At 49.8% G+C, this 18,359-nt stretch carries 18 protein-coding genes; 1 reads left to right on the forward strand and 17 read right to left on the reverse strand.

All coding sequences use genetic code 11. The annotated features are described in order from the left end of the window. Positions 1-2: 2 nt before the first annotated feature. The 15 genes from C8J48_RS13425 to C8J48_RS13495 all read right to left on the reverse strand — a co-directional run bounded on the left by C8J48_RS13425 (position 3) and on the right by C8J48_RS13495 (position 15,082). Positions 3-599: a TetR/AcrR family transcriptional regulator gene (locus C8J48_RS13425; RefSeq protein ID WP_170105529.1), complete on the reverse strand. Its 597-nt coding sequence runs from the start codon at positions 597-599 to the stop codon at positions 3-5. A 105-nt stretch (positions 600-704) separates the two neighbouring features. Next, a complete protein-coding gene (locus C8J48_RS13430; protein ID WP_146160498.1) occupies positions 705-1,565 on the reverse strand; it encodes a cytochrome c oxidase assembly protein in 861 nt (286 codons plus the stop codon). 14 nt (positions 1,566-1,579) lie between these two features. Beyond that, entirely contained in the window at positions 1,580-2,203 is a 624-nt protein-coding gene (locus C8J48_RS13435) for a cytochrome (ubi)quinol oxidase subunit III (RefSeq protein WP_107727776.1), read from the reverse strand. Continuing rightward, positions 2,203-4,110 (reverse strand): cytochrome c oxidase subunit I, encoded by a 1,908-nt coding sequence (ctaD, locus tag C8J48_RS13440; protein WP_107727777.1) that lies wholly within the window; start codon positions 4,108-4,110, stop codon positions 2,203-2,205. Before ctaD (C8J48_RS13440) ends, C8J48_RS13435 begins: the two co-directional genes overlap by 1 nt. 18 nt (positions 4,111-4,128) lie before the next feature. Next, positions 4,129-5,181: a cytochrome c oxidase subunit II gene (coxB, locus tag C8J48_RS13445; protein WP_107727778.1), complete on the reverse strand. Its 1,053-nt coding sequence runs from the start codon at positions 5,179-5,181 to the stop codon at positions 4,129-4,131. Positions 5,182-5,338: 157 nt separating this feature from the next. Further along, a complete protein-coding gene (gene cyoE / locus C8J48_RS13450) occupies positions 5,339-6,259 on the reverse strand; it encodes a heme o synthase (protein ID WP_107727779.1) in 921 nt (306 codons plus the stop codon). A 391-nt stretch (positions 6,260-6,650) separates the two neighbouring features. Next, the gene (locus C8J48_RS13455) at positions 6,651-7,082 is read right to left on the reverse strand and encodes an RrF2 family transcriptional regulator (protein ID WP_107727780.1); all 432 of its coding nucleotides are present in this window, start codon (positions 7,080-7,082) and stop codon (positions 6,651-6,653) included. Then, on the reverse strand, positions 7,079-7,954 hold the full coding sequence (locus C8J48_RS13460; protein WP_107727781.1) for a sulfite exporter TauE/SafE family protein: 876 nt from the start codon (positions 7,952-7,954) through the stop codon (positions 7,079-7,081). Before C8J48_RS13460 ends, C8J48_RS13455 begins: the two co-directional genes overlap by 4 nt. Positions 7,955-8,294: 340 nt before the next feature. Next, positions 8,295-9,158: a cytochrome c oxidase assembly protein gene (locus C8J48_RS13465; RefSeq protein WP_107727782.1), complete on the reverse strand. Its 864-nt coding sequence runs from the start codon at positions 9,156-9,158 to the stop codon at positions 8,295-8,297. A gap of 91 nt (positions 9,159-9,249) precedes the next feature. Continuing rightward, positions 9,250-9,573 carry a cytochrome C oxidase subunit IV family protein gene (locus C8J48_RS13470; RefSeq protein ID WP_107727783.1) on the reverse strand — a complete coding sequence of 108 codons (324 nt, stop codon included), beginning with the start codon at positions 9,571-9,573 and terminating at the stop codon, positions 9,250-9,252. Positions 9,574-9,576: 3 nt separating this feature from the next. Then, entirely contained in the window at positions 9,577-10,206 is a 630-nt protein-coding gene (locus C8J48_RS13475; RefSeq protein ID WP_107727784.1) for a cytochrome (ubi)quinol oxidase subunit III, read from the reverse strand. Next, entirely contained in the window at positions 10,206-12,077 is a 1,872-nt protein-coding gene (gene ctaD, locus C8J48_RS13480; protein WP_107728234.1) for a cytochrome c oxidase subunit I, read from the reverse strand. The genes C8J48_RS13475 and ctaD (C8J48_RS13480) overlap by 1 nt, the downstream gene beginning before the upstream one ends. A gap of 128 nt (positions 12,078-12,205) precedes the next feature. Continuing rightward, a complete protein-coding gene (gene coxB / locus C8J48_RS13485) occupies positions 12,206-13,234 on the reverse strand; it encodes a cytochrome c oxidase subunit II (RefSeq protein WP_107727785.1) in 1,029 nt (342 codons plus the stop codon). A 108-nt stretch (positions 13,235-13,342) separates the two neighbouring features. Continuing rightward, positions 13,343-14,281: a heme o synthase gene (cyoE, locus tag C8J48_RS13490; RefSeq protein WP_107727786.1), complete on the reverse strand. Its 939-nt coding sequence runs from the start codon at positions 14,279-14,281 to the stop codon at positions 13,343-13,345. Between the two features lie 375 nt (positions 14,282-14,656). Next, on the reverse strand, positions 14,657-15,082 hold the full coding sequence (locus tag C8J48_RS13495) for an ATP-binding protein (protein WP_107727787.1): 426 nt from the start codon (positions 15,080-15,082) through the stop codon (positions 14,657-14,659). A gap of 47 nt (positions 15,083-15,129) precedes the next feature. Between C8J48_RS13495 and C8J48_RS19235 the strand changes: the two genes are divergently transcribed. Then, positions 15,130-15,264 carry a hypothetical protein gene (locus C8J48_RS19235; protein ID WP_281261221.1) on the forward strand — a complete coding sequence of 45 codons (135 nt, stop codon included), beginning with the start codon at positions 15,130-15,132 and terminating at the stop codon, positions 15,262-15,264. A 52-nt stretch (positions 15,265-15,316) separates the two neighbouring features. Here the strand turns inward: C8J48_RS19235 and C8J48_RS13500 are convergent, their stop codons facing one another. Further along, entirely contained in the window at positions 15,317-17,071 is a 1,755-nt protein-coding gene (locus tag C8J48_RS13500; RefSeq protein ID WP_107728235.1) for an ABC transporter ATP-binding protein, read from the reverse strand. Positions 17,072-17,390: 319 nt separating this feature from the next. Then, on the reverse strand, positions 17,391-18,170 hold the full coding sequence (gene codY / locus C8J48_RS13505; protein ID WP_107727788.1) for a GTP-sensing pleiotropic transcriptional regulator CodY: 780 nt from the start codon (positions 18,168-18,170) through the stop codon (positions 17,391-17,393). Positions 18,171-18,359: the final 189 nt, after the last annotated feature.

Genomic DNA, 18,359 nt, shown 5'->3' on the forward strand with positions numbered 1-18,359 from the left:
GATCATTGCTTGGTAATGCCTTCTAAAAATACTGCAATCGCACTGTCATACAGGTGGTAAAACTGCTCTTTACCATAGCCGAAAAATTGCGTGATCGAAAGCCCTGTCAGCGTGCTATACAGGATAAACGCCAAGTCTTCTGCCGTTTGGTCCGGGTTCCACTCCCCTCGTTCGATCCCCTCTTCAATCATGCCAAGGAATACTTCATACTCTGGCTGAATAACGTGTGACAGTTTTTCCTGCATCACCCCTTGCACATTTTCGGAGGCGATATATTCGGGGACAGTTTGCGCCAGTGATGAGTGCATATCCGAGGCATAGCAGCGGCCTAATATATAAAGTTTTTCCGTGGCAGTCTTTGCAGTGTCCGCTTTCTTGCGCCACTTTTGAATCCATTCTTTGTTCGCTTCCTCGATAGTAAAAAGAAATAACTCTTCTTTACTTTTAAAATGATAGTAAATGCTGCCTTTGCTGATGTTGGTCGCGCTGCGGATATCTTCCATCGAAGTCGCTGCGTAGCCTTTTTGCTCAAACAAAACCTTTGCCTGTTCAGCAATGTATCGTTTCGTCTTCTCGCCTTTGCTTCTCACTTTTTCCATTTGTGTACCCTCTATTCCGCAAAATAAACCGGACGTTCGTTCAGTTTTAATATATCTCTTTTTACGGTATAGTGCAAGCACATTTATCATCGCTTTGTCTAAACCTCAGTCCACCCGCTGCCTGTGACTCTGTCCCATCGGTTGATACCCCTCCCGCTCATCCGGCACGCCATAGGTATCCCCTTCGGTGCGAATCCATTTGATAAACACATAGCCTAGGATACCGGCATAGATAATCTCTTGCATGATTTTCATGATGACGCCGCCCAGTTGCTGATCTTCGCGGGGATCCAGTAAGTGAAACACGCTCTCTCCTCCGCTATAGGAAGCGAACAGGAGATGATCGGCAAAGATGATCAAAGCGCAGGCAGGGGTCAACAAAACACCAGCAGCAGCGATATACGCCATTTTCCGTAGAGGTGTAAGTGTTTCCCGTTCCGGCAAAGGCGACAACACCGGCCACCACATCAAGGCCGCCGCTGCCATCAGCACAAAATGGCTGCCCCATTGCAGAAAACGGGACCCCATCAAAGTATCAAAAACCACTGGAATATGATACAGGGAGAACAATCCGTTAAACAGTACCAAGGCGATCAAAGGACGGGTGCCAAAACGAAGAATCTGCCGCCATCCTTTGCTCTGCCATAGCACTCGCCACAGCCAAGCGGGAATCCCGCGAATCAAGAGTGGCGGCACCACCAGATACAGGATGGATTGCTGCAACATATGGACGCTAAACAGCTCATGTCCGATCCAGGTCAAGGGGCTGCCCAGGGTGAGATAAAATAGGAGCAACCCGCCTAGAAAAAACACCTTGCGAAAAGGGGGAACCGGTGTGGAATCGGGGAAACGATGGCGCCAACGCCCGGTGATTCCTAGATAAAGAAGGGCGACAACGACCACCAACCCGTTAAGCGCTCCATTCCACAACTCCGCAATCGCAAACTGTTTCCACAACACATCCATCGTTGCTGCTCCTTTCAAGCCATCATCCCCATCAAGTAAACCACCGAGAAAATAAAGACCCACACCACATCGACAAAGTGCCAATAGAGGCTGGCTACATAAAATTTAGGCGCAGTGTGAACGGTGATCCCTTTTTGCCGGGCTTGTACCATCAGTCCGGCGATCCAGCATACCCCGAACAATACATGCCCCCCATGGGTCCCTAGCAACAGATAAAATGAAGAGCCGAAAGCGCTACTGGTCAAGGTGTGGCCTTCATGAACGTATTCGATAAACTCATAGATCTCCACGCCGAGGAAAGCCAACCCCAACAAAATCGTGATGCCAAACCAGCGCAACATTTTGGCGACATCATGGTGATGCATGCCCATAATGGCAAACACGCTGGTGAGACTGCTGGTGAGGAGAATCAAGGTTGATGTCGCCACCAGCGGCATTTGAAACAACTCGCCTGGAGTAGGGCCGTCTAAATGGGCTCCTTTTAAGGCTAGATAGGTTCCAAACAGGGTGGCAAACAGAGTGGTTTCCGCCCCCAGAAACAACCAAAAGCCCAATACTTTATTTTTTCCTTCAAGGGTAGCCTTCTCCGGTTCCGCCGGCAATCCGGCTACTGTCGCCGTTTGTTCCTCGATCTTCATCAGCTCTTCGCCTCCTTTTCCAGTTCCTCAGGAATGAGGTGGTATCCATGGTCTTCTTCAAATGAGCGCATATACAAGGTGATCACCACACCCACCAGACCCATAAAACCCACCGCCAAACTATGAAAGACAAAGCCAATCCCGGAGACGAAAAAACTGAGGGACATCAAAAAGGGCAGATGGTTAGGGGAAGGCATATGAATCGGCCCCAGCGGTTCTGCTACCGGCATCTGATCATTTCCTTCTCTCTTTTCCAACCACCATGGGTCTAAGCCACGGACTTTAGGGGTTTGTAGGAAATTGTAGACAGGAGGCGGTGACGGAATCGACCACTCCAAGCTGCGCCCGTCCCACGGATCCCCTGGGGCCTTTTTTCCTTTGGTCAGGGTGCGAACCACATTGAACAGGAAGATGAGCATCCCTGCCGTCATCAGAAAGGCACCTAAGCTGCTCAATAAATTGTTCATCTCCAAATTGTATCCCGCTTCATAGGTGAAGACGCGCCGCGGCATCCCAAACAACCCCAAGAAATGCTGTGGGAAAAAGGTGAGGTGCATGCCGAGGTAAAAAATCCAAAAATGCCACCTTCCCCACTTTTCATCCAGCAAGCTGCCGAAGATTTTGGGCCACCAATAGTACAATCCGGCAAAGAAGCCCAAGATCGTACCACCGATTAACACATAGTGAAAGTGAGCCACCACAAAGTAGCTGTCGTGAAACTGGAGATCCGCCGGCACCACAGACAGCATGACACCGGTTACGCCGCCCATGACAAACACCACGATAAAGCCCGCTGCAAACAACATCGCCGTGGTAAAGCGAATCCGTCCGCCCCACATGGTAAAAAGCCAATTAAACACCTTAATCCCGGTGGGAACCGCAATCGCCATCGTGGCAATGGCAAAGATGGTGTTGGCGATCGCCCCCAGACCGACGGTAAACATGTGATGCACCCACACCATAAACCCTAAAAAGCCGATTAACACTACCGCAAACACCATGGAGTGATAGCCGAACAGACGCTTTCGGGAGAAGGTACTAATCACGTCCGAAAAGACACCAAAAGCGGGCAACACGAGAATATACACTTCCGGATGACCAAAAATCCAGAATATATGTTGCCAAATTACTGAATTGCCTCCCCCAGAGGTAGCAAAAAAGCTGGTCTCAAACAGACGGTCAAACATCATCATAAACATCCCTGCAGTCAGCGGAGGAAAAGCAAACAATATCAAGGCGGAAGTGACAAAGCTGGTCCAGGTGAAGAGCGGCATACGCAGATAACTCATTCCCGGTGCGCGCATATTAATGATGGTTACCAGGAAATTGATTCCGCTCATCAAGGTGCCAAAACCTGCGATCTGCAAGCCCAGCACATAATAGTTGACACCGGGACCAGGGCTAAATTCATTGAGGGCCAAAGTGGCATAGCTGGTCCAACCGGCATCGGGTGCCCCCCCGAAGATCCAGCTGAGATTTAGTGTTAAGCCGCCCACAAAATAAAGCCAAAAGCCGAGGGAGTTGATAAAGGGGAAAGCCACATCCCGCGCCCCGATCTGCAACGGCACAATCACATTCATCAACCCAAATAACAGGGGGAGCGACACCAAGAAGATCATGGTGGTACCATGCATCGACAACAACTGATTAAAAGTATCTCCAATGATGAACTTGCCATTGGGAAACATGAGCTGGATGCGAATTAGCAGTGCCTCCAATCCCCCAACGGTGAAAAAAAAGCCCCCGGCCATCAGATAGAGGATGCCGATTTTTTTGTGATCTACCGTTGTAATCCATTCCCACAGCCAATTTTGGCGTACACGCTCCAAGTAGCGTTCATTGTAGCCGCCGGTCAGTATCGCCGTCAGAAAGAGTGCGACAACGATCAAAATAACCAGTGTGGCCATCCCTCATTCCCTCCTCGCTCATTTCAATTGCAAAAGGTATTGTGTAATCGCATCAATCTGTTCATTCGTCAAGTGATCAAAGGCTGGCATGCGGTTTCCTGGCTTAATCCCCTGGGTATCTTTTAACCACGCTTTTAGATTTTGCTCATTATTGTCCAGTACACCGGCGATGCGTGTACGCTTGCTGAAAGCGGTTAGGTTGGGGCCCGTTTTTCCCTTGATCCGATAACCGGCGTTTTCGATGGCATGACATCCAATACAATTTTGGCCCACCCATTTTTGCCCGTCTGTTCCGGTTTTGGTTGTTGGGGTGGAAACAGGATTTTTTTGTGAAGCGACCCATTGATCAAATTCCTTCGCCGGATGGGCGATGACCCGGAAATTCATCAGCGCGTGGGATGCCCCGCACAGTTCGGTACATTTCCCCTCAAAGATACCCGGCTTGTCCGCCTGCAGGACCAGACGATCAGTTCGACCGGGATTGACGTCTTGTTTTCCACCAAGACTGGGCACCCAAAAAGCGTGGATCACATCATGGGACTTCATCATCAATTCAATCGGGCGCCCTACAGGGATGTGTACTTCATTCGCTGTGGTTATATCGAGCTCCGGATAGTCAAACGCCCACCAATATTGGTATGCGGTTACATGTACGCGAACCGTATTCGCTTCTTCTGGTTTTTTTGCTTGATGAAAGGTAGTGGCAATGGTGGGAATCGCCAAGATCACCAACAACAAAATCGGTACGACTGTCCACAATACCTCCAGTTTTTTGTTTCCTTCCACTTGTTCCGGAATCTGATCATTCTCCTGACCCGGCCGCTCACGATAACGGATCACCACATAAAGATATAAAATCGCCACCACCAACACGACAAAGGTCATAATGCCAGTGCTGAGTTTGATCAGACTTAATTGTTCCCGTCCTACGGGTCCTGCCGGATCCAATACCGATATCGATTGATTGGCACAACCGGTGGATAAGGCGATTAGTGCTAATCCGCTCAAACCGCGTCGATATTTATTTTTGCGACTGCTGACAACAGCATTTTGTCGACCTTGCTTCTTCATAAGAATTGCCGACAGGAGACTCGCCAATTTATTGGCGTAAAGGAATATCAGCGTTGCTCGGTATCATCCCTCTTGTAGAGATGCTTCTAGCAACAAATTTTTCTCCTGTCGTACCTCCTTTCTAAAAGGAATATCAAATGGATTTGTCTCTTCGTCCTTATCCTGCAAAGGCGACTGTTGCCACCATCCAGCCCACCAGATATACCAAGGAACATTGAAATACGCGCTGCGCCCAGCGATCGCGATCCTTAACCCATCGACCCGCCACTATCAAGCCAGCGAAGACCAGACCCAAGGGTAATACCATCCACACATATCCCCATGAAACCACCCCGATTGTCGGAAAGAGCAACGATACGGGTAACAGGATACAACCGAATACCGCCATCTGCTCCCATGTCTCGCGCCAGCCCCGTATGACCGGCCACATCGGAATATCCGCCCGCCGGTACTCTTCCTCCTTCAACAACGCCAAAGCATAAAAATGGGGCGGTTGCCAAAAGAACAAGAGCAAAAACAGCGCCCAAGCCGGTGCATCCATCTTGCCCGTCACCGCCATCCACCCGATCACCGGAGGGACCGCTCCAGCCACACCGCCAAGAACGGTGTTCCAAGGGGTTACTCGTTTTAACCAAGCTGTGTAGATCAGGACATACCAAACCACTCCCGCTGCTCCCCACAGCGCAACCTCGCCATTGACATACCGACCCAGAATGAGGGTTCCCAGCAATGAGAAGCACCACCCCAACCGACGGGCGTGTCGCCATGGGATACGACCGGCGGGCACCGGGCGCAGACGAGTGCGAATCATCAACTGGTCGATATCCCGATCATGTGCATTGTTCCAAGCACATCCACCAGCTACCACCAATCCAGTCCCCAGCAGCGTCCACATCAACACGACCAGATCCCCGTGTCCACCGGAAGCCAACCCGAATCCGGTCACCATCGCCATCAGATTGGAGAACGTGATCCCAGGCTTTACGAGGGATAAATAATCCTTCCACAAAGGAATTGTGGTAAGACCGCTCGGCGACTCCCCGATCCCGCCTCGCTTCGTTTCTGTCCCCTGATTCAATGGACGGTTCTCCTCTCAAAAATGGATTCACAGGAATCTTCAACCATCCATATCCTTCCTAAGATTGCTCGTAAATATGTAAAGATCCGATTCGTTCATGACGAAAAGAAACGACATGCCTTTGCTTGCCTAGTTGAAACCGCAAATAAAAAAACGAGCACTTGTCAAAACAAGTCTCGCCTCAGTCATCGTTCCTGGGTCTCGCTTTGCACTCCAAAGCACTAGTCTCGCCTCAGTCACTTCGTTCCTGGGTCTCGCTTTGCGGTACACATGCTTTTCCTTTAGATGTTGGTTGGTAGCGGTGGAATTGATTCGGACAGTCCTCCATCGTTGAGAGGGAAAGAGGCCCCGGATCCACTTTGTCATCAATCTGAGTAGGCACATATCAATGTCAGTTTCGTTCACTCCAGGTTGAAATCTTTCCTTCGATCAGATCATCCAACGTGGTTCGATCCAACACATGGGCGACTGTATCACGCACCAACGCCCATAACGGTTTTAATAAACATCCCTCCTCCAATGGGCAAGGTTCATACCGAGTCAAACTGACACATGACATCGGGGCTAAGGGGCCTTCCAATTGTCGAATCACCTGCCCGATCACGATTTCATCCGGCTGTCTGTCAATGGCATAGCCCCCCTGTGCCCCCCGTCGACTCTTGACATAACCAAGATTTTTTAGTTGGAGCAGGATTTGTTCCAGATATGGAGTGCCGACCTGGATTCGTTTTGAAAGTGTAGGAATGGAGACAACACTTCCCCTTTGCCGCCCCAATACGATCAGTGCCCGCAATGCATATTCACCGCGACTGGAAACCTTCATCGTTTCCCTCCTTTCGTCTTAGATCGGATTTTTTGAAACGCTGTGATGATTGCAAGTGTCCATAGTAAGATCAAAACTCCATATACCCAGGGGTATGCCGTTTGCGCAATCCAGCCCGTACTGTCCAAAATGGTGCGGGCATTGACGACAATAATCAATCCTCCCACCAATACGCCCAGCAGTTGAGGCGGAATCCATTTGACACACCATGCGGCGATCGGAGCAGCGATAACCCCCCCTATCATTAATGCCGCCACCCATGCCCAATCGATCTGAGACGGTCCTAAGGCAATCAAAAAGCCAATTGAGGCGGCAACGGCTACCGCAAACTCACTTGTATCGACGGATCCAATCACTTTACGCGGTTCCATCCCCTTATGGGAAATCAAGATCGGTGTGGTAAGCGGACCCCATCCTCCCCCGCCTGTGGAATCGGCAAAGCCTGCAAACAGTCCCAGTGGAATTGTCCACTTGCCTGGTTTTTTCAACTTTTTTTGCAAAGCCGGTTTGGCGAACAAAAAACGGTAAATCACATAAAACCCGAGCACAAACAGAAAAGTGGAGATAAACGGCCGAGCCAAATCCCCTGGAATATTGCTCAAAAAGCAAGCACCGACAAAAGCCCCCACCGCTCCCGGGACCATCAATCGCTTGACAAGCACACGGTCAACATTGCCAAACTTCCAGTGGGAGATGCCGGAAGCCGCTGTTGTTACCACTTCCGCCATATGGACCGAGGCGGAAGCAATCGCCGGTGCGATTCCAAAAAAGAGGAGTAAGGATGTCGATGTCACCCCGTAGGCCATCCCGAGTGCACCATCCACCAACTGGGCAAAAAAACCGATCAAAGCCAGGATGATTAACTTTTTCACACACGTTTCCCCCTGTCCCGATCTCAATCCATCTCAACCATCTCGACTGATGTGATCGAGATGGGCGGCACAAAGCATCCTATGCCGATTCTTTTTATCCAGTTACGCCCAGGAAGGGAAATAAATCAATCTACTCCATTTCCCAGGAAATACGGGGAAACGACAAAAAACCACTTCCTTGTGGAAGTGGTAAGGTGATGCTTTATGTTGTGTTTAAACTTATTGGTTCGCCACCTTTAGAGTAGGAAGGGAGGAGTTTTTGCACCTCAGTATGCTCGCTGTTTGCAAAGAAATAGGGAATCGTCTGCTTAGCCCGACATCCCACATAACGTCGAAGCGCTCAGTACACCATTGTGGAGGTATCCCCATTTTCTCCGCGCGGTTGGATTGATTCCGCTTCTTCTTGTTCTTTCCGTTTGTGTTCTTTCACCCATTGGTAGAAGGTGTAACCAAGCACTGCTCCATATGCGCCCTCCTGGATGATCTTCATCACAACGGCACCCATTTGCTGATCATCCAAGGCACCTAAAAAGGTAAAAGCGACAGGGGCTTCTTGAAACGCCTGATACATCAACACATCGGAAAAGGCGATCAATGCACACGCCGGGGTAATTAAAATACTGTCACCGATGATATAGCCCAGTTTTTGCAACGGGTTTAACCTATCTTTTTCCGGAACGGGACAAGTGAGAGGCCACCACATCATAAAAGCGGCAATTCCCAAAACGATATGGGAGACAGCCATCAGTACTGAAGACGCCATAATCGTATCAAATACGACCGGCAGATGGTACATGGAAAAAAAGCCGTTAAAGATCACCAGGGTGACCAGTGGATAGGTGACAAATCGAAATAGTTTTCCCCGCTTGGGTGTACTCCACAAGGGACGGTATACCCATGACGGCAAACCCAATAAAATCAACGGCGGTACTACCATATACACCAACGCCATCTCCATCATATGGGCACTAAAGGAATCATGGGCAAAGGTATTGACCGGCCCGAGCGCAAAGTAGAACACCGCCAAACCGATCACAAAGCCCCGCTTTTTCCAGAGTGAAGGGGTTTCCTCGTATCCCCTCTTCTGCCGCCACGGGCCGATCAGAAGAAAATATCCCACTCCCAGCAGAATGGTGATCAACAATACACCCGGACTTACAATACTCCAAGAATCAAAAGCGGGTTGATGATGATCATGATGCATGAAACACTCCTCCTTCCGTTAAGATGGCCAGAATGTGAACATGCTCTGGATATACATTCCCCCTCGCTCTAAGGCGAGGGGGAATGAAAAATTATAGAAATGGACCTTCCAAGAGCCACAGCGCGACCGCACACAATATCCCGATGAAAAGCCCTGTCATCATAAACAAAACGGTCATGCGATGTTTCTTGATATCCAAGTGCATAAACGTAAACAGCTGCAAAAAGACTTGCACCAGCGCCAATCCCACAATCACCGGAATCAACATGCTTGGTGCCATCATTTCATAGCTTACCAAGACGAAGGCGACTGCAGTCAACAATATCATTGCGGCAAACGAGACGATATGTTTGCCCACCCCTTCGGCTGCCGGTTGTGTTGTTGGCTGTTGTTTGGTCTCTACTTTTGTTTCCATCCATTAACCCACCTTTCCCATCAGGTAGACGACGGTAAAGATGAAAACCCAGATAACATCGACAAAGTGCCAGTACAGGCTGGCAACGTATAACTTCGGCGTTGTTACTTTCGTCAAGCCTTGTTTTGCCACTTGAATCATCAGACCGGTAATCCAAACGATACCAAAGGCCACGTGAGCCCCGTGGGTTCCCAACAGGGTGTAGAAGGAAGAGCCAAAAGCGTTGCTGGTAAACCCTAAGCCTTCATGTACATAATGATAAAACTCGTAAATCTCCAGGATGAGGAAAGCAAGCCCCAACAGCACCGTCACCCCAAACCAAAACTGGGTTTTCTTCACGTTGTGTTGATGCATGCCTACAATTCCCAACACACTGGTTAAACTACTGGTCAACAGAATCACCGTGGCCAATGCGACCAAGGGGATACTAAACAGCTCACCCTGGTTCGGTCCACCTACCGTCGATTGTTGAAGCGCGAGATACGTTCCAAACAAACAGGCGAAGAGAACCGTTTCCGCCCCGATAAACAACCAGAAGCCGAGAATCTTATTGCGGCCTTCCAGTGTCGTTTTCTCCAATTGGACGGGTGCGTCGGCATGGGTCTGCGCTTGTTGCGTTTCCGTGCTCGCCATTATGCCTTCGCCCCTTTCTTCGGATCATTGGATTTGATATCTTTCAACGGGATGTAGTAGCCGTGGTCATGGTTAAAGGAGTGGGTAAACATCACCAACGCCACCATCACCAATCCCAACACACCCACTTCAAGGGAGCGGAACACCCATCCCAGACCGGAGATAAAGAATCCAAGGGTCATAAAGAACGGCAGATGAGTGGAAGAAGGCATATGGATCGGCTCCAACGGACCTGCCGGCTCCATCGTTTTATTGCCGGCCATTTTTTCATGCCAGAAAGCATCCATGGCCCGTACGCGCGGCAGTTGCGCAAAATTGTACTCTGGGGGAGGGGAAGAGATCGCCCACTCCAAGGTGCGTGCATCCCACGGATCGTTTCCGGCGGGTATCGCTTTTTTGGCGCTGATATAGATGTTGATCGCCAACACAATCGTCCCGATCGCCATCATAAACGCTCCGACCGTACTGATCTGGTTGAGCAGCGTCAACCCGTCAGTCGCTTGATAGGTAAAGTGGCGGCGCGGCATCCCAAACAGACCGATAAAATGCTGGATAAAGAAAGTGAGATGGAACCCGATAAAAAACAGCCAGAAGTGCCATTTGCCCAGGGTTTCGTTTAACTTGTGACCAAACATCTTGGGCCACCAGTAGTACGCCCCGGAGAAAAGGCCAAAGACGGTACCACCGATCAGTACATAGTGAAAGTGAGCAACCACGAAGTAGCTATCATGGAATTGGAAGTCAGCCGCCGGGCTCGCCAGCATCACACCGGTTACCCCACCCAAGACAAACGTAGGGATAAAGCCAACAGCCCACAACATCGCTGTAGTAAATTCGATTTTTCCGCCCCACATGGTAAACAACCAGTTAAATACTTTAATACCGGTGGGAACAGCAATGGCCATCGTAGCAATGGCGAAGATCGAGTTGGGAACCGGTCCCAGTCCGACGGTAAACATATGGTGAGCCCACACCATAAAACCGAGGAACCCGATCAGCAAGACGGCAAATACCATCGAATTATAGCCGAAGAGGCGTTTCTTGGAAAAGGTGGAGATCACATCGGACATAATTCCAAAGGCCGGCAAGATGACAATATACACTTCCGGGTGACCAAAAATCCAGAACAAATGCTGCCAGATCACCGGATTTCCGCCAAGAGCCACATCGAAGAACGCCGCTCCAAAAATCCGTTCAAACATTACCAAGAAAAGTCCGGCGGTCAATGCCGGGAAGGCGAACAAGATCAGAGCGGAAGCGACAAACGCGGTCCAAGTGAACAACGGCATGCGCAGAAAAGACATTCCCGGAGCACGCATATTAATAATCGTCACCAGGAAGTTTAAGCCCCCGATCAAGGTACCAATCCCTGATATCTGCAGACCTAACACATAATACTCAATCCCCGGACCGGCGCTGTATTCATTGGCTGCGATCGGAACATAGTTGGTCCAACCAGCATCCGGTGCGTTGCCAAAGAACCAGCCGAGATTCATCAAAATACCCCCGGCCAGGAACAGCCAGAAGCCGAGTGAGTTTAGGAAAGGGAACGCCACATCCCGTGCTCCGATTTGCAACGGAACCGCTACGTTCATCAGTGCAAACAACAGCGGCATCGCCACAAAGAAGATCATGGTGGTTCCATGCATGGTCAAAAGTTCGTTAAATTCCCGTCCAACCATAAAGTCGTTATTGGGAAAAAAGAGCTGTATACGGATCAACATCGCTTCCAGTCCACCGATGATAAAAAAGAAGCCGCCACCCAACAAATAGAGAATCCCGATTTTTTTGTGGTCGACGGTGGTAATCCAATCCCACAGCCAGTGAGACCGGAAGCGTTCCAACCACTGTTTGTTGTAGCCGCCTGTCATGATCGCGATCAAAAAGAAGGCGAATACAAGCAAGATCACAATGGTAGCCAAGGTGTTCCCTCCTTAGTCCAGTCATTCCCGAGGGCCGTCGCATCAAGGAGCAACAGCCCTGTATTAAAGCCGAATAATCATTCCAGGCTTTTCAGGTATGCCTTGAGATTGTCCATATCCTCATCACTGAGATAGTCGAAAGACGGCATATATGTACCCGGTTTAACATCCTCGGGATTTTTCAGCCACTCTTCCAGGTTTTTATCGTTAAACTCCAACAGCCCGGCGATCTTTTCCCGGTGGCCGAAGCCGGTCAGATTGGGTGCTTCCTCGCCCTTGGTCTTAAAGGCGGTACCGTCAATGGCATGGCAGCTCATGCAGTTTTGGGAAAAGACTTCTTTCCCTGCCTCTTGCTGCGCATTTTGCGGCTCGGAAGAGGGATTTTGCCGTTCGTCTACCCATTGTTCAAATTCCTGCGGCTCTTGTGCCTTCACTTCAAAGTTCATCAAAGCGTGGCTCGCCCCGCAGAGTTCAGCACAACGACCGGCATAGACGCCGGGTTCTTTGGCGTCAAGCCACATGGTGTTGGTGCGCCCCGGCACCAGATCCTGCTTACCAGCCAGTTTGGGTACCCAGAAGGAGTGAATGACGTCTTTGGACTCCAACTCCAAGTAAACTCGTTCTCCGGTAGGAATCACCATCTCCTGTGCGGTGGTGATGCCCAGATCCGGATATTCAAATTCCCACCAATATTGATGCGCAGTCACCTTTACTCGCAGCGGCTCGCCCTCTGCAGGCGCCTCTTCTGCTAAGGAAAAGGTTTTTTGCACGGTCGGTACCGCAAAAATCGCCAGCAAAATGATCGGAATAACCGTCCACAAAATTTCCAGTTTCATGTTGCCTTCCACCTGTTCCGGGATGCTATTGTCACCCGGTTTGGCGCGAAAGCGAATCAAAACATAAACAAAGATGCCGATCACGACGACACAGACGAATGTCATGATATACACACTCAACTGAATCAAGCTCAACTGCTCTTCCGCAACCGTTCCCTTTGGATCCAACACAGACATGGTCGGTTCCTGACAACCGGCCATAACCAGGACCATCAGAGCGGTCAACGTAAGGAAGCGCGCCGTGAGCCACAATTTTTTCCCTTGACTCATACCCGTTTAACCCCGCTTTCTCTCCAGATCAATCTGGCCAAAAACTATTATATATCATAAATTGCCGTCAACTGATGGCAATTGGCGCCAAACTGTCACAAGCATCAATCATCGAAAAAGAATCGGATCAATAAACATTCCCAGTTGCATGATGGTCAAATACAGGATGGAGTAGAAAAACATCTTGCGAGCCCAGATATCATCCGCATCCTTCGACCACCCCGCCAAAGCCAGGTACAGGTAGACGCCTCCCAACACAAACGCCATCCCCAGATAGAGCCAACTGACCACCCCTGTCGCAAACAGGAGAAGGGAGACCGGCAACAACAGAATAATAAAAGCCAAAGTTTGGCGCTTTGTCTCCTGGAACCCCTTCACCACAGGAAACATCGGAATACCGGCAGCTCGGTAATCATCCGCTTTCATCATGGCTAAGGCGTAAAAATGAGCAGGCTGCCAGACAAACATAAACAAAAATAGCATCCAAGCAGGCCATTCCAAGCCACCTGTCGCCGCAGCCCAACCGACCATCGGCGGAACGGCACCCGATATACTGCCCACCACCGTATTCCAAGGGGTGGTCCGCTTCGTCCACGCTGTGTAGAGGAAAACATATGCCAGAAACCCGATTGCCGCCAGAAGTGCGGATAATGGATTTACCAACGTCGCCAACAGGATCGTTCCAGCCAAAAACAAGGTGATTCCGTACCAGAGAGCGGTCAACGGCTGGATTCGGCCGGTTGCGACTGGTCGGTCGCTCGTTCGATTCATCAAGGGATCGATATCGCGATCGATATAGTTGTTAACCGTGCATGCGCCGGCGATTACCAGTGCCATGCCAGCTAACATCGCTAGCAGCAGCGGAACATCCATCGATCCATAGCCAGCAAGCCAAAAGCCGGCGAATGCAGCTAATAAGTTGGATGCATTGATACTTGGTTTGGTAATGGTCCAAAAATCCCGCCAAGTCGCTTTCATCACCGCCTCTGCCGATACACCGTCAGTGAGGATCCCACTTGAGGTTTGCTGTGAAACGGGTTCTTCCATGCTACCCCTCCTTTCTATGTATATCGGTCAGGAACGGATTGCGCCTTTTTTCGTCGGCATGAAATCCCTTATCAAATGTAAATGTATGGAAAAACTACCTTCCGAAAAAAAACGCCGCTGGAACCAGTCCCTCCTGTAAGAGGGGCCCAGCGAAGAGGCTCAGAGCCGATCCAGTCCATTGGACCGCAAGTTGGATGATGGGTGAGAAAATGCTTACATTGACGCAAATTCAACATATACAGGGAATGGCAGCATAGTCATTCCCATTTTAGTAGAGTGTCGAAAACATCGTCAAGTGCGCCCCTCAAAGGTTCATAATATAGATACATCCTCCCCATTAGGAAAAAAGGCGGAGAAAATTGGGCCAGTTGTGTTTCACATCGGATCACCACTCGTTTTTCGTTCTTCTTCCAACCATTTTGTCACCTTTATCCAGGTCCCTTTCCCTTCCAGCACCCGGATCGAAAAATCATCCATCAAGTCCCGCACCTGCTTCAGCCCATATCCTTCTACGACTGCGGGCGCTTCTGTTGAGCGCAGAATCGTTTCCAAATCCGCAATGCCCGGACCAAAATCCTGCACTTCAATCTGGATACCGCCCTTCTCCTCTTTTTCTACCAAGCTTACTTGGACAATCCCTTCTTCAGCGTGTTCCACCACATTTTGGGCCAGTTCGGAGACCGACTGTACAATCCGCACCTGATCAAGGTCATCAAACCCGTGCTTTTTGGCCATTTCCCGCACGTGACTGCGGATATCGACCACATCCCCTTCGTGTTTGACGGGAAAACATTTGATCACAGTACCCTCCTCTCTCCCGGCTTTCAGTTTCGTTGGGGGAGGAATTTTTGAATCTTCGTGCTCTTGCTGTTCACGAAGAAATTAGAACCGTCCGCTCCAGCCCCCGAGAGCGGAAGCGGGCAAAACTCGCTGCCGCTCAAACATGTAGCCCGCTTTTTCCCGCTCTCGGCGTCTTTCGCTGAGTGGAACAGCAAAGGCACTTCGCTTTCAAAAATCCCTTCCTTTTCGGGGCCATCATTTATGGGCCGCTCCCAGGTCTTGGACACTAAATAAACGCGCGTATCTGCCTTGTTTTTTCATCAGTTCATCATGGGTGCCGCTTTCCACAATCTGACCCTCTTCAATCAAGCAGATTCGGTCGGCATGTGTAATCGTAGCCAGACGGTGAGCAACGATCAAGGTTGTTCGATTTCGGGCTAAATGGGTTAGAGACTCCTGAATCAACTGTTCCGATTTTAAATCCAGCGCAGAGGTAGCTTCATCCAGTACCAAGATGGTGGGGTTTTTCAAAAAGACACGGGCAATTGCCACCCGTTGCTTCTGTCCTCCTGATAATTTAACGCCTCTTTCACCGATCTCCGTTTCATACCCCTGCGGCAACTCCATGATGAAATCGTGGGCATTGGCCGCTTTGGCTGCTGCGATTACTTCTTCCATGTCGGCATCCGTCTTGCCCATTCGGATGTTTTCCAAGACAGAACCGCTGAAGAGAATATTATCCTGCAACACCATCCCCACTTGTCTGCGCAAGCTTGATAAGGTCCAATCACGAACATCCCTGCCGTCCACTTCCACTCTCCCTGCAGTCACATCATAAAAGCGGGGAATCAGCGAAACTAAGGAGGATTTGCCTCCACCACTGGTTCCGACCAAGGCTACGGTTTCTCCTGGGCGGATATTAAGATCGATTCCTTTTAACACGGGCTCTTCCCTGCCGTGATAGGCAAAGCTTACATCCCTAAACGCAATCTCCCCCCGAACACGCTCAACATGGACCGCACCAGGCTTATCCTTGATATCGTAAGGTTCATCCACAAATTCAAACACGCGATCCATAGAAGCTAGCGCTTGTGTCAAAGTCGTGGATGCATTGACCAAGCGACGGATCGGCGAATAGATAAGGTTGAGATAACCGTAAAATGCCGTCATTTCTCCGATGGTGAGGTTTCCCTGAAGCACTTGCCAACCGGCGAAGCCAATCACCAGGATGGGTGCGATATCGGTGATGGTATTGACTACTGCAAACGTGCGGGCATTCCAGCGGGAATGGGCCAACGCCCGGTTTAAAAAATGCTGGTTACGCTGGTCAAACTGCTCTTTTTCATGCTCTTCCAGATTGAAAGCGCGGATCACAGAGATTCCCTGAATCCGCTCATGCAAGTGCCCCTGCATTTCCGCAAGCGCCTGCGAGCGCTCCCGCGTCAATCTGCGCAATCCCTGATAAAAGTACTTCACCGCTACTCCGTAGAGCGGAAACACCGCCAAGGCAACCAAGGTCATCCACGGGTCCATCCATAGCATGATCGCCACCGCGATCGAAAGTGTTATCAAGTCCAGCCAGATATTCATCATTCCAGTAACCACAAACTCTTTGGTTTGTTCCACATCGTGAATGACGCGGGAAATGATTTGGCCCACTTTTTGATTGTTGTAATAGCGTAGGGACAACTTTTGTATATGGTCGAACAAGCGATTGCGAATATCAAATAATACCTTGCTGGCCGTCCACTGGGCAAAATACTGCCTATAATACTCGATCGGCAGGCGAATCACGGTAAACACAAATAAAGATCCAGCCAGGATCCAGACCAGTTGATTTACTTTGTCTTGCATCGCCTGCTCCGTCAGTAGAATATCATCCACCACAAATTTAAGAATCAGGGGTAGCAGCAGTGGAATCCCAAATTTCACTATACCGACGACCATGGTAATAGAAATTTCGATTCGATAAGGACGAATAAAGCGGAGATATCGTCGTACACTTCCCATTTCCTTCAGCTCCAATCCAACAAGACACCTTTTCATTATAACAAAGAATGGGAAGAATGCCCGACTCACTACAAAAAGAAAAACCGCCCAAAGGCGGTACAGTTGATGAAAAAGTGGGCCCGGGTCCCGATTTCCGACTTCGCGCCTCTCTCCCTTCAAGGATGTAGGGCTGTCCGCTCCGCCTCCTCCGTCTCCAACCAGTGGCCAAAGGAAAAACTGTGTAGCCGCTAAACGGTTGGACCCTTCTGAAGCTTCGCTGGGTAGTCGGTCAAAAGGCACTACACTGGAAATCGCTCCCCTCTTCCCGTTATCAGCACTATCAGCTGCGTGCTTTTTCCAGGGCGGGCAACAGCTTTTTGTTCAAGATTTTGATATAGGTTCCCTTCATACCGAGAGAACGGGACTCGACCACACCGGCGCTTTCCAGCTTGCGCAGGGCATTGACGATAACGGAACGGGTAATACCGACGCGATCGGCGATCTTGCTGGCTACTAGCAACCCTTCCATGCCGTCCAACTCGTGGAAGATATGCTCAGCCGCTTCCAACTCACTAAAAGAGAGGGAGTTGATGGCTAACTGAACCACTGCGCGGCTGCGCGCTTCTTCTTCGATTTTGCCAGAGCGTTCCCGCAGAATCTCCATGCCAACGACGGTCGCTCCATATTCACCCAGAACCAGATCATCATCGACAAACTCTTCGTTGATCCGGGACAGTACCAACGTTCCAAGATGATCCCCACCGCCGACAACCGGCACCAGGGTGGTGTACCCGTGTTTAAACATATCTTTCATCTCCACCGGGTACGCCGTATAGGGACTGTCCACGCTTACATTGGAAGAGGTTTTACCTACTTCCATCAGGAGTGTTGCATACTCTTCAGGAAATTGACGTTCTTTCAGATACTTTTGCATCCGTTCATTTTCAATCTCATGATTGACCGCCAATCCCAAGATCTCCCCTTCGGGACTAACCACATAGATATTGGCTCCAATCACATCACACAGCGCTTCCGCCACTTGATCAAAATCAACCAAGTGATGGCTCACATTTCGTTGCAGAATGCGTGAAATTCGTCTTGTCTTGTTCAACAGGTCCATTTTTTGGATCCTCCCTCATAAATGTTTGTTTTTTCTCTTTTCCGTCTTTGACATTAACGACGTTCCATATCCCTGTCACGTCAAAACCTGTCGCCGCGGCCCTGTCATCCATGCTTTTCATTATGCTTTTTTCACACAGCGGGCGCAAATGGTTTATGTGAACATTTTTCGACTTCTTATATTATTTGA

It is taken from the genome of Desmospora activa DSM 45169, assembly GCF_003046315.1.
In the GTDB taxonomy this organism is placed as follows: domain Bacteria; phylum Bacillota; class Bacilli; order Thermoactinomycetales; family DSM-45169; genus Desmospora; species Desmospora activa.

Bases quoted from the DNA above. Each gene is read 5' to 3' on its own strand.
- C8J48_RS13425 (WP_170105529.1), bottom strand. From the start codon at position 599: ATGGAAAAAGTGAGAAGCAAAGGCGAGAAGACGAAACGATACATTGCT.
- C8J48_RS13430 (WP_146160498.1), bottom strand. From the start codon at position 1,565: ATGGATGTGTTGTGGAAACAGTTTGCGATTGCGGAGTTGTGGAATGGA.
- C8J48_RS13435 (WP_107727776.1), bottom strand. From the start codon at position 2,203: ATGAAGATCGAGGAACAAACGGCGACAGTAGCCGGATTGCCGGCGGAA.
- ctaD (WP_107727777.1), bottom strand. From the start codon at position 4,110: ATGGCCACACTGGTTATTTTGATCGTTGTCGCACTCTTTCTGACGGCG.
- coxB (WP_107727778.1), bottom strand. From the start codon at position 5,181: ATGAAGAAGCAAGGTCGACAAAATGCTGTTGTCAGCAGTCGCAAAAAT.
- C8J48_RS13455 (WP_107727780.1), bottom strand. From the start codon at position 7,082: ATGAAGGTTTCCAGTCGCGGTGAATATGCATTGCGGGCACTGATCGTA.
- C8J48_RS13465 (WP_107727782.1), bottom strand. From the start codon at position 9,158: ATGCATCATGATCATCATCAACCCGCTTTTGATTCTTGGAGTATTGTA.
- C8J48_RS13470 (WP_107727783.1), bottom strand. From the start codon at position 9,573: ATGGAAACAAAAGTAGAGACCAAACAACAGCCAACAACACAACCGGCA.
- C8J48_RS13475 (WP_107727784.1), bottom strand. From the start codon at position 10,206: ATGGCGAGCACGGAAACGCAACAAGCGCAGACCCATGCCGACGCACCC.
- ctaD (WP_107728234.1), bottom strand. From the start codon at position 12,077: ATGACAGGCGGCTACAACAAACAGTGGTTGGAACGCTTCCGGTCTCAC.
- coxB (WP_107727785.1), bottom strand. From the start codon at position 13,234: ATGAGTCAAGGGAAAAAATTGTGGCTCACGGCGCGCTTCCTTACGTTG.
- cyoE (WP_107727786.1), bottom strand. From the start codon at position 14,281: ATGGAAGAACCCGTTTCACAGCAAACCTCAAGTGGGATCCTCACTGAC.
- C8J48_RS13500 (WP_107728235.1), bottom strand. From the start codon at position 17,071: ATGGGAAGTGTACGACGATATCTCCGCTTTATTCGTCCTTATCGAATC.
- codY (WP_107727788.1), bottom strand. From the start codon at position 18,170: ATGGACCTGTTGAACAAGACAAGACGAATTTCACGCATTCTGCAACGA.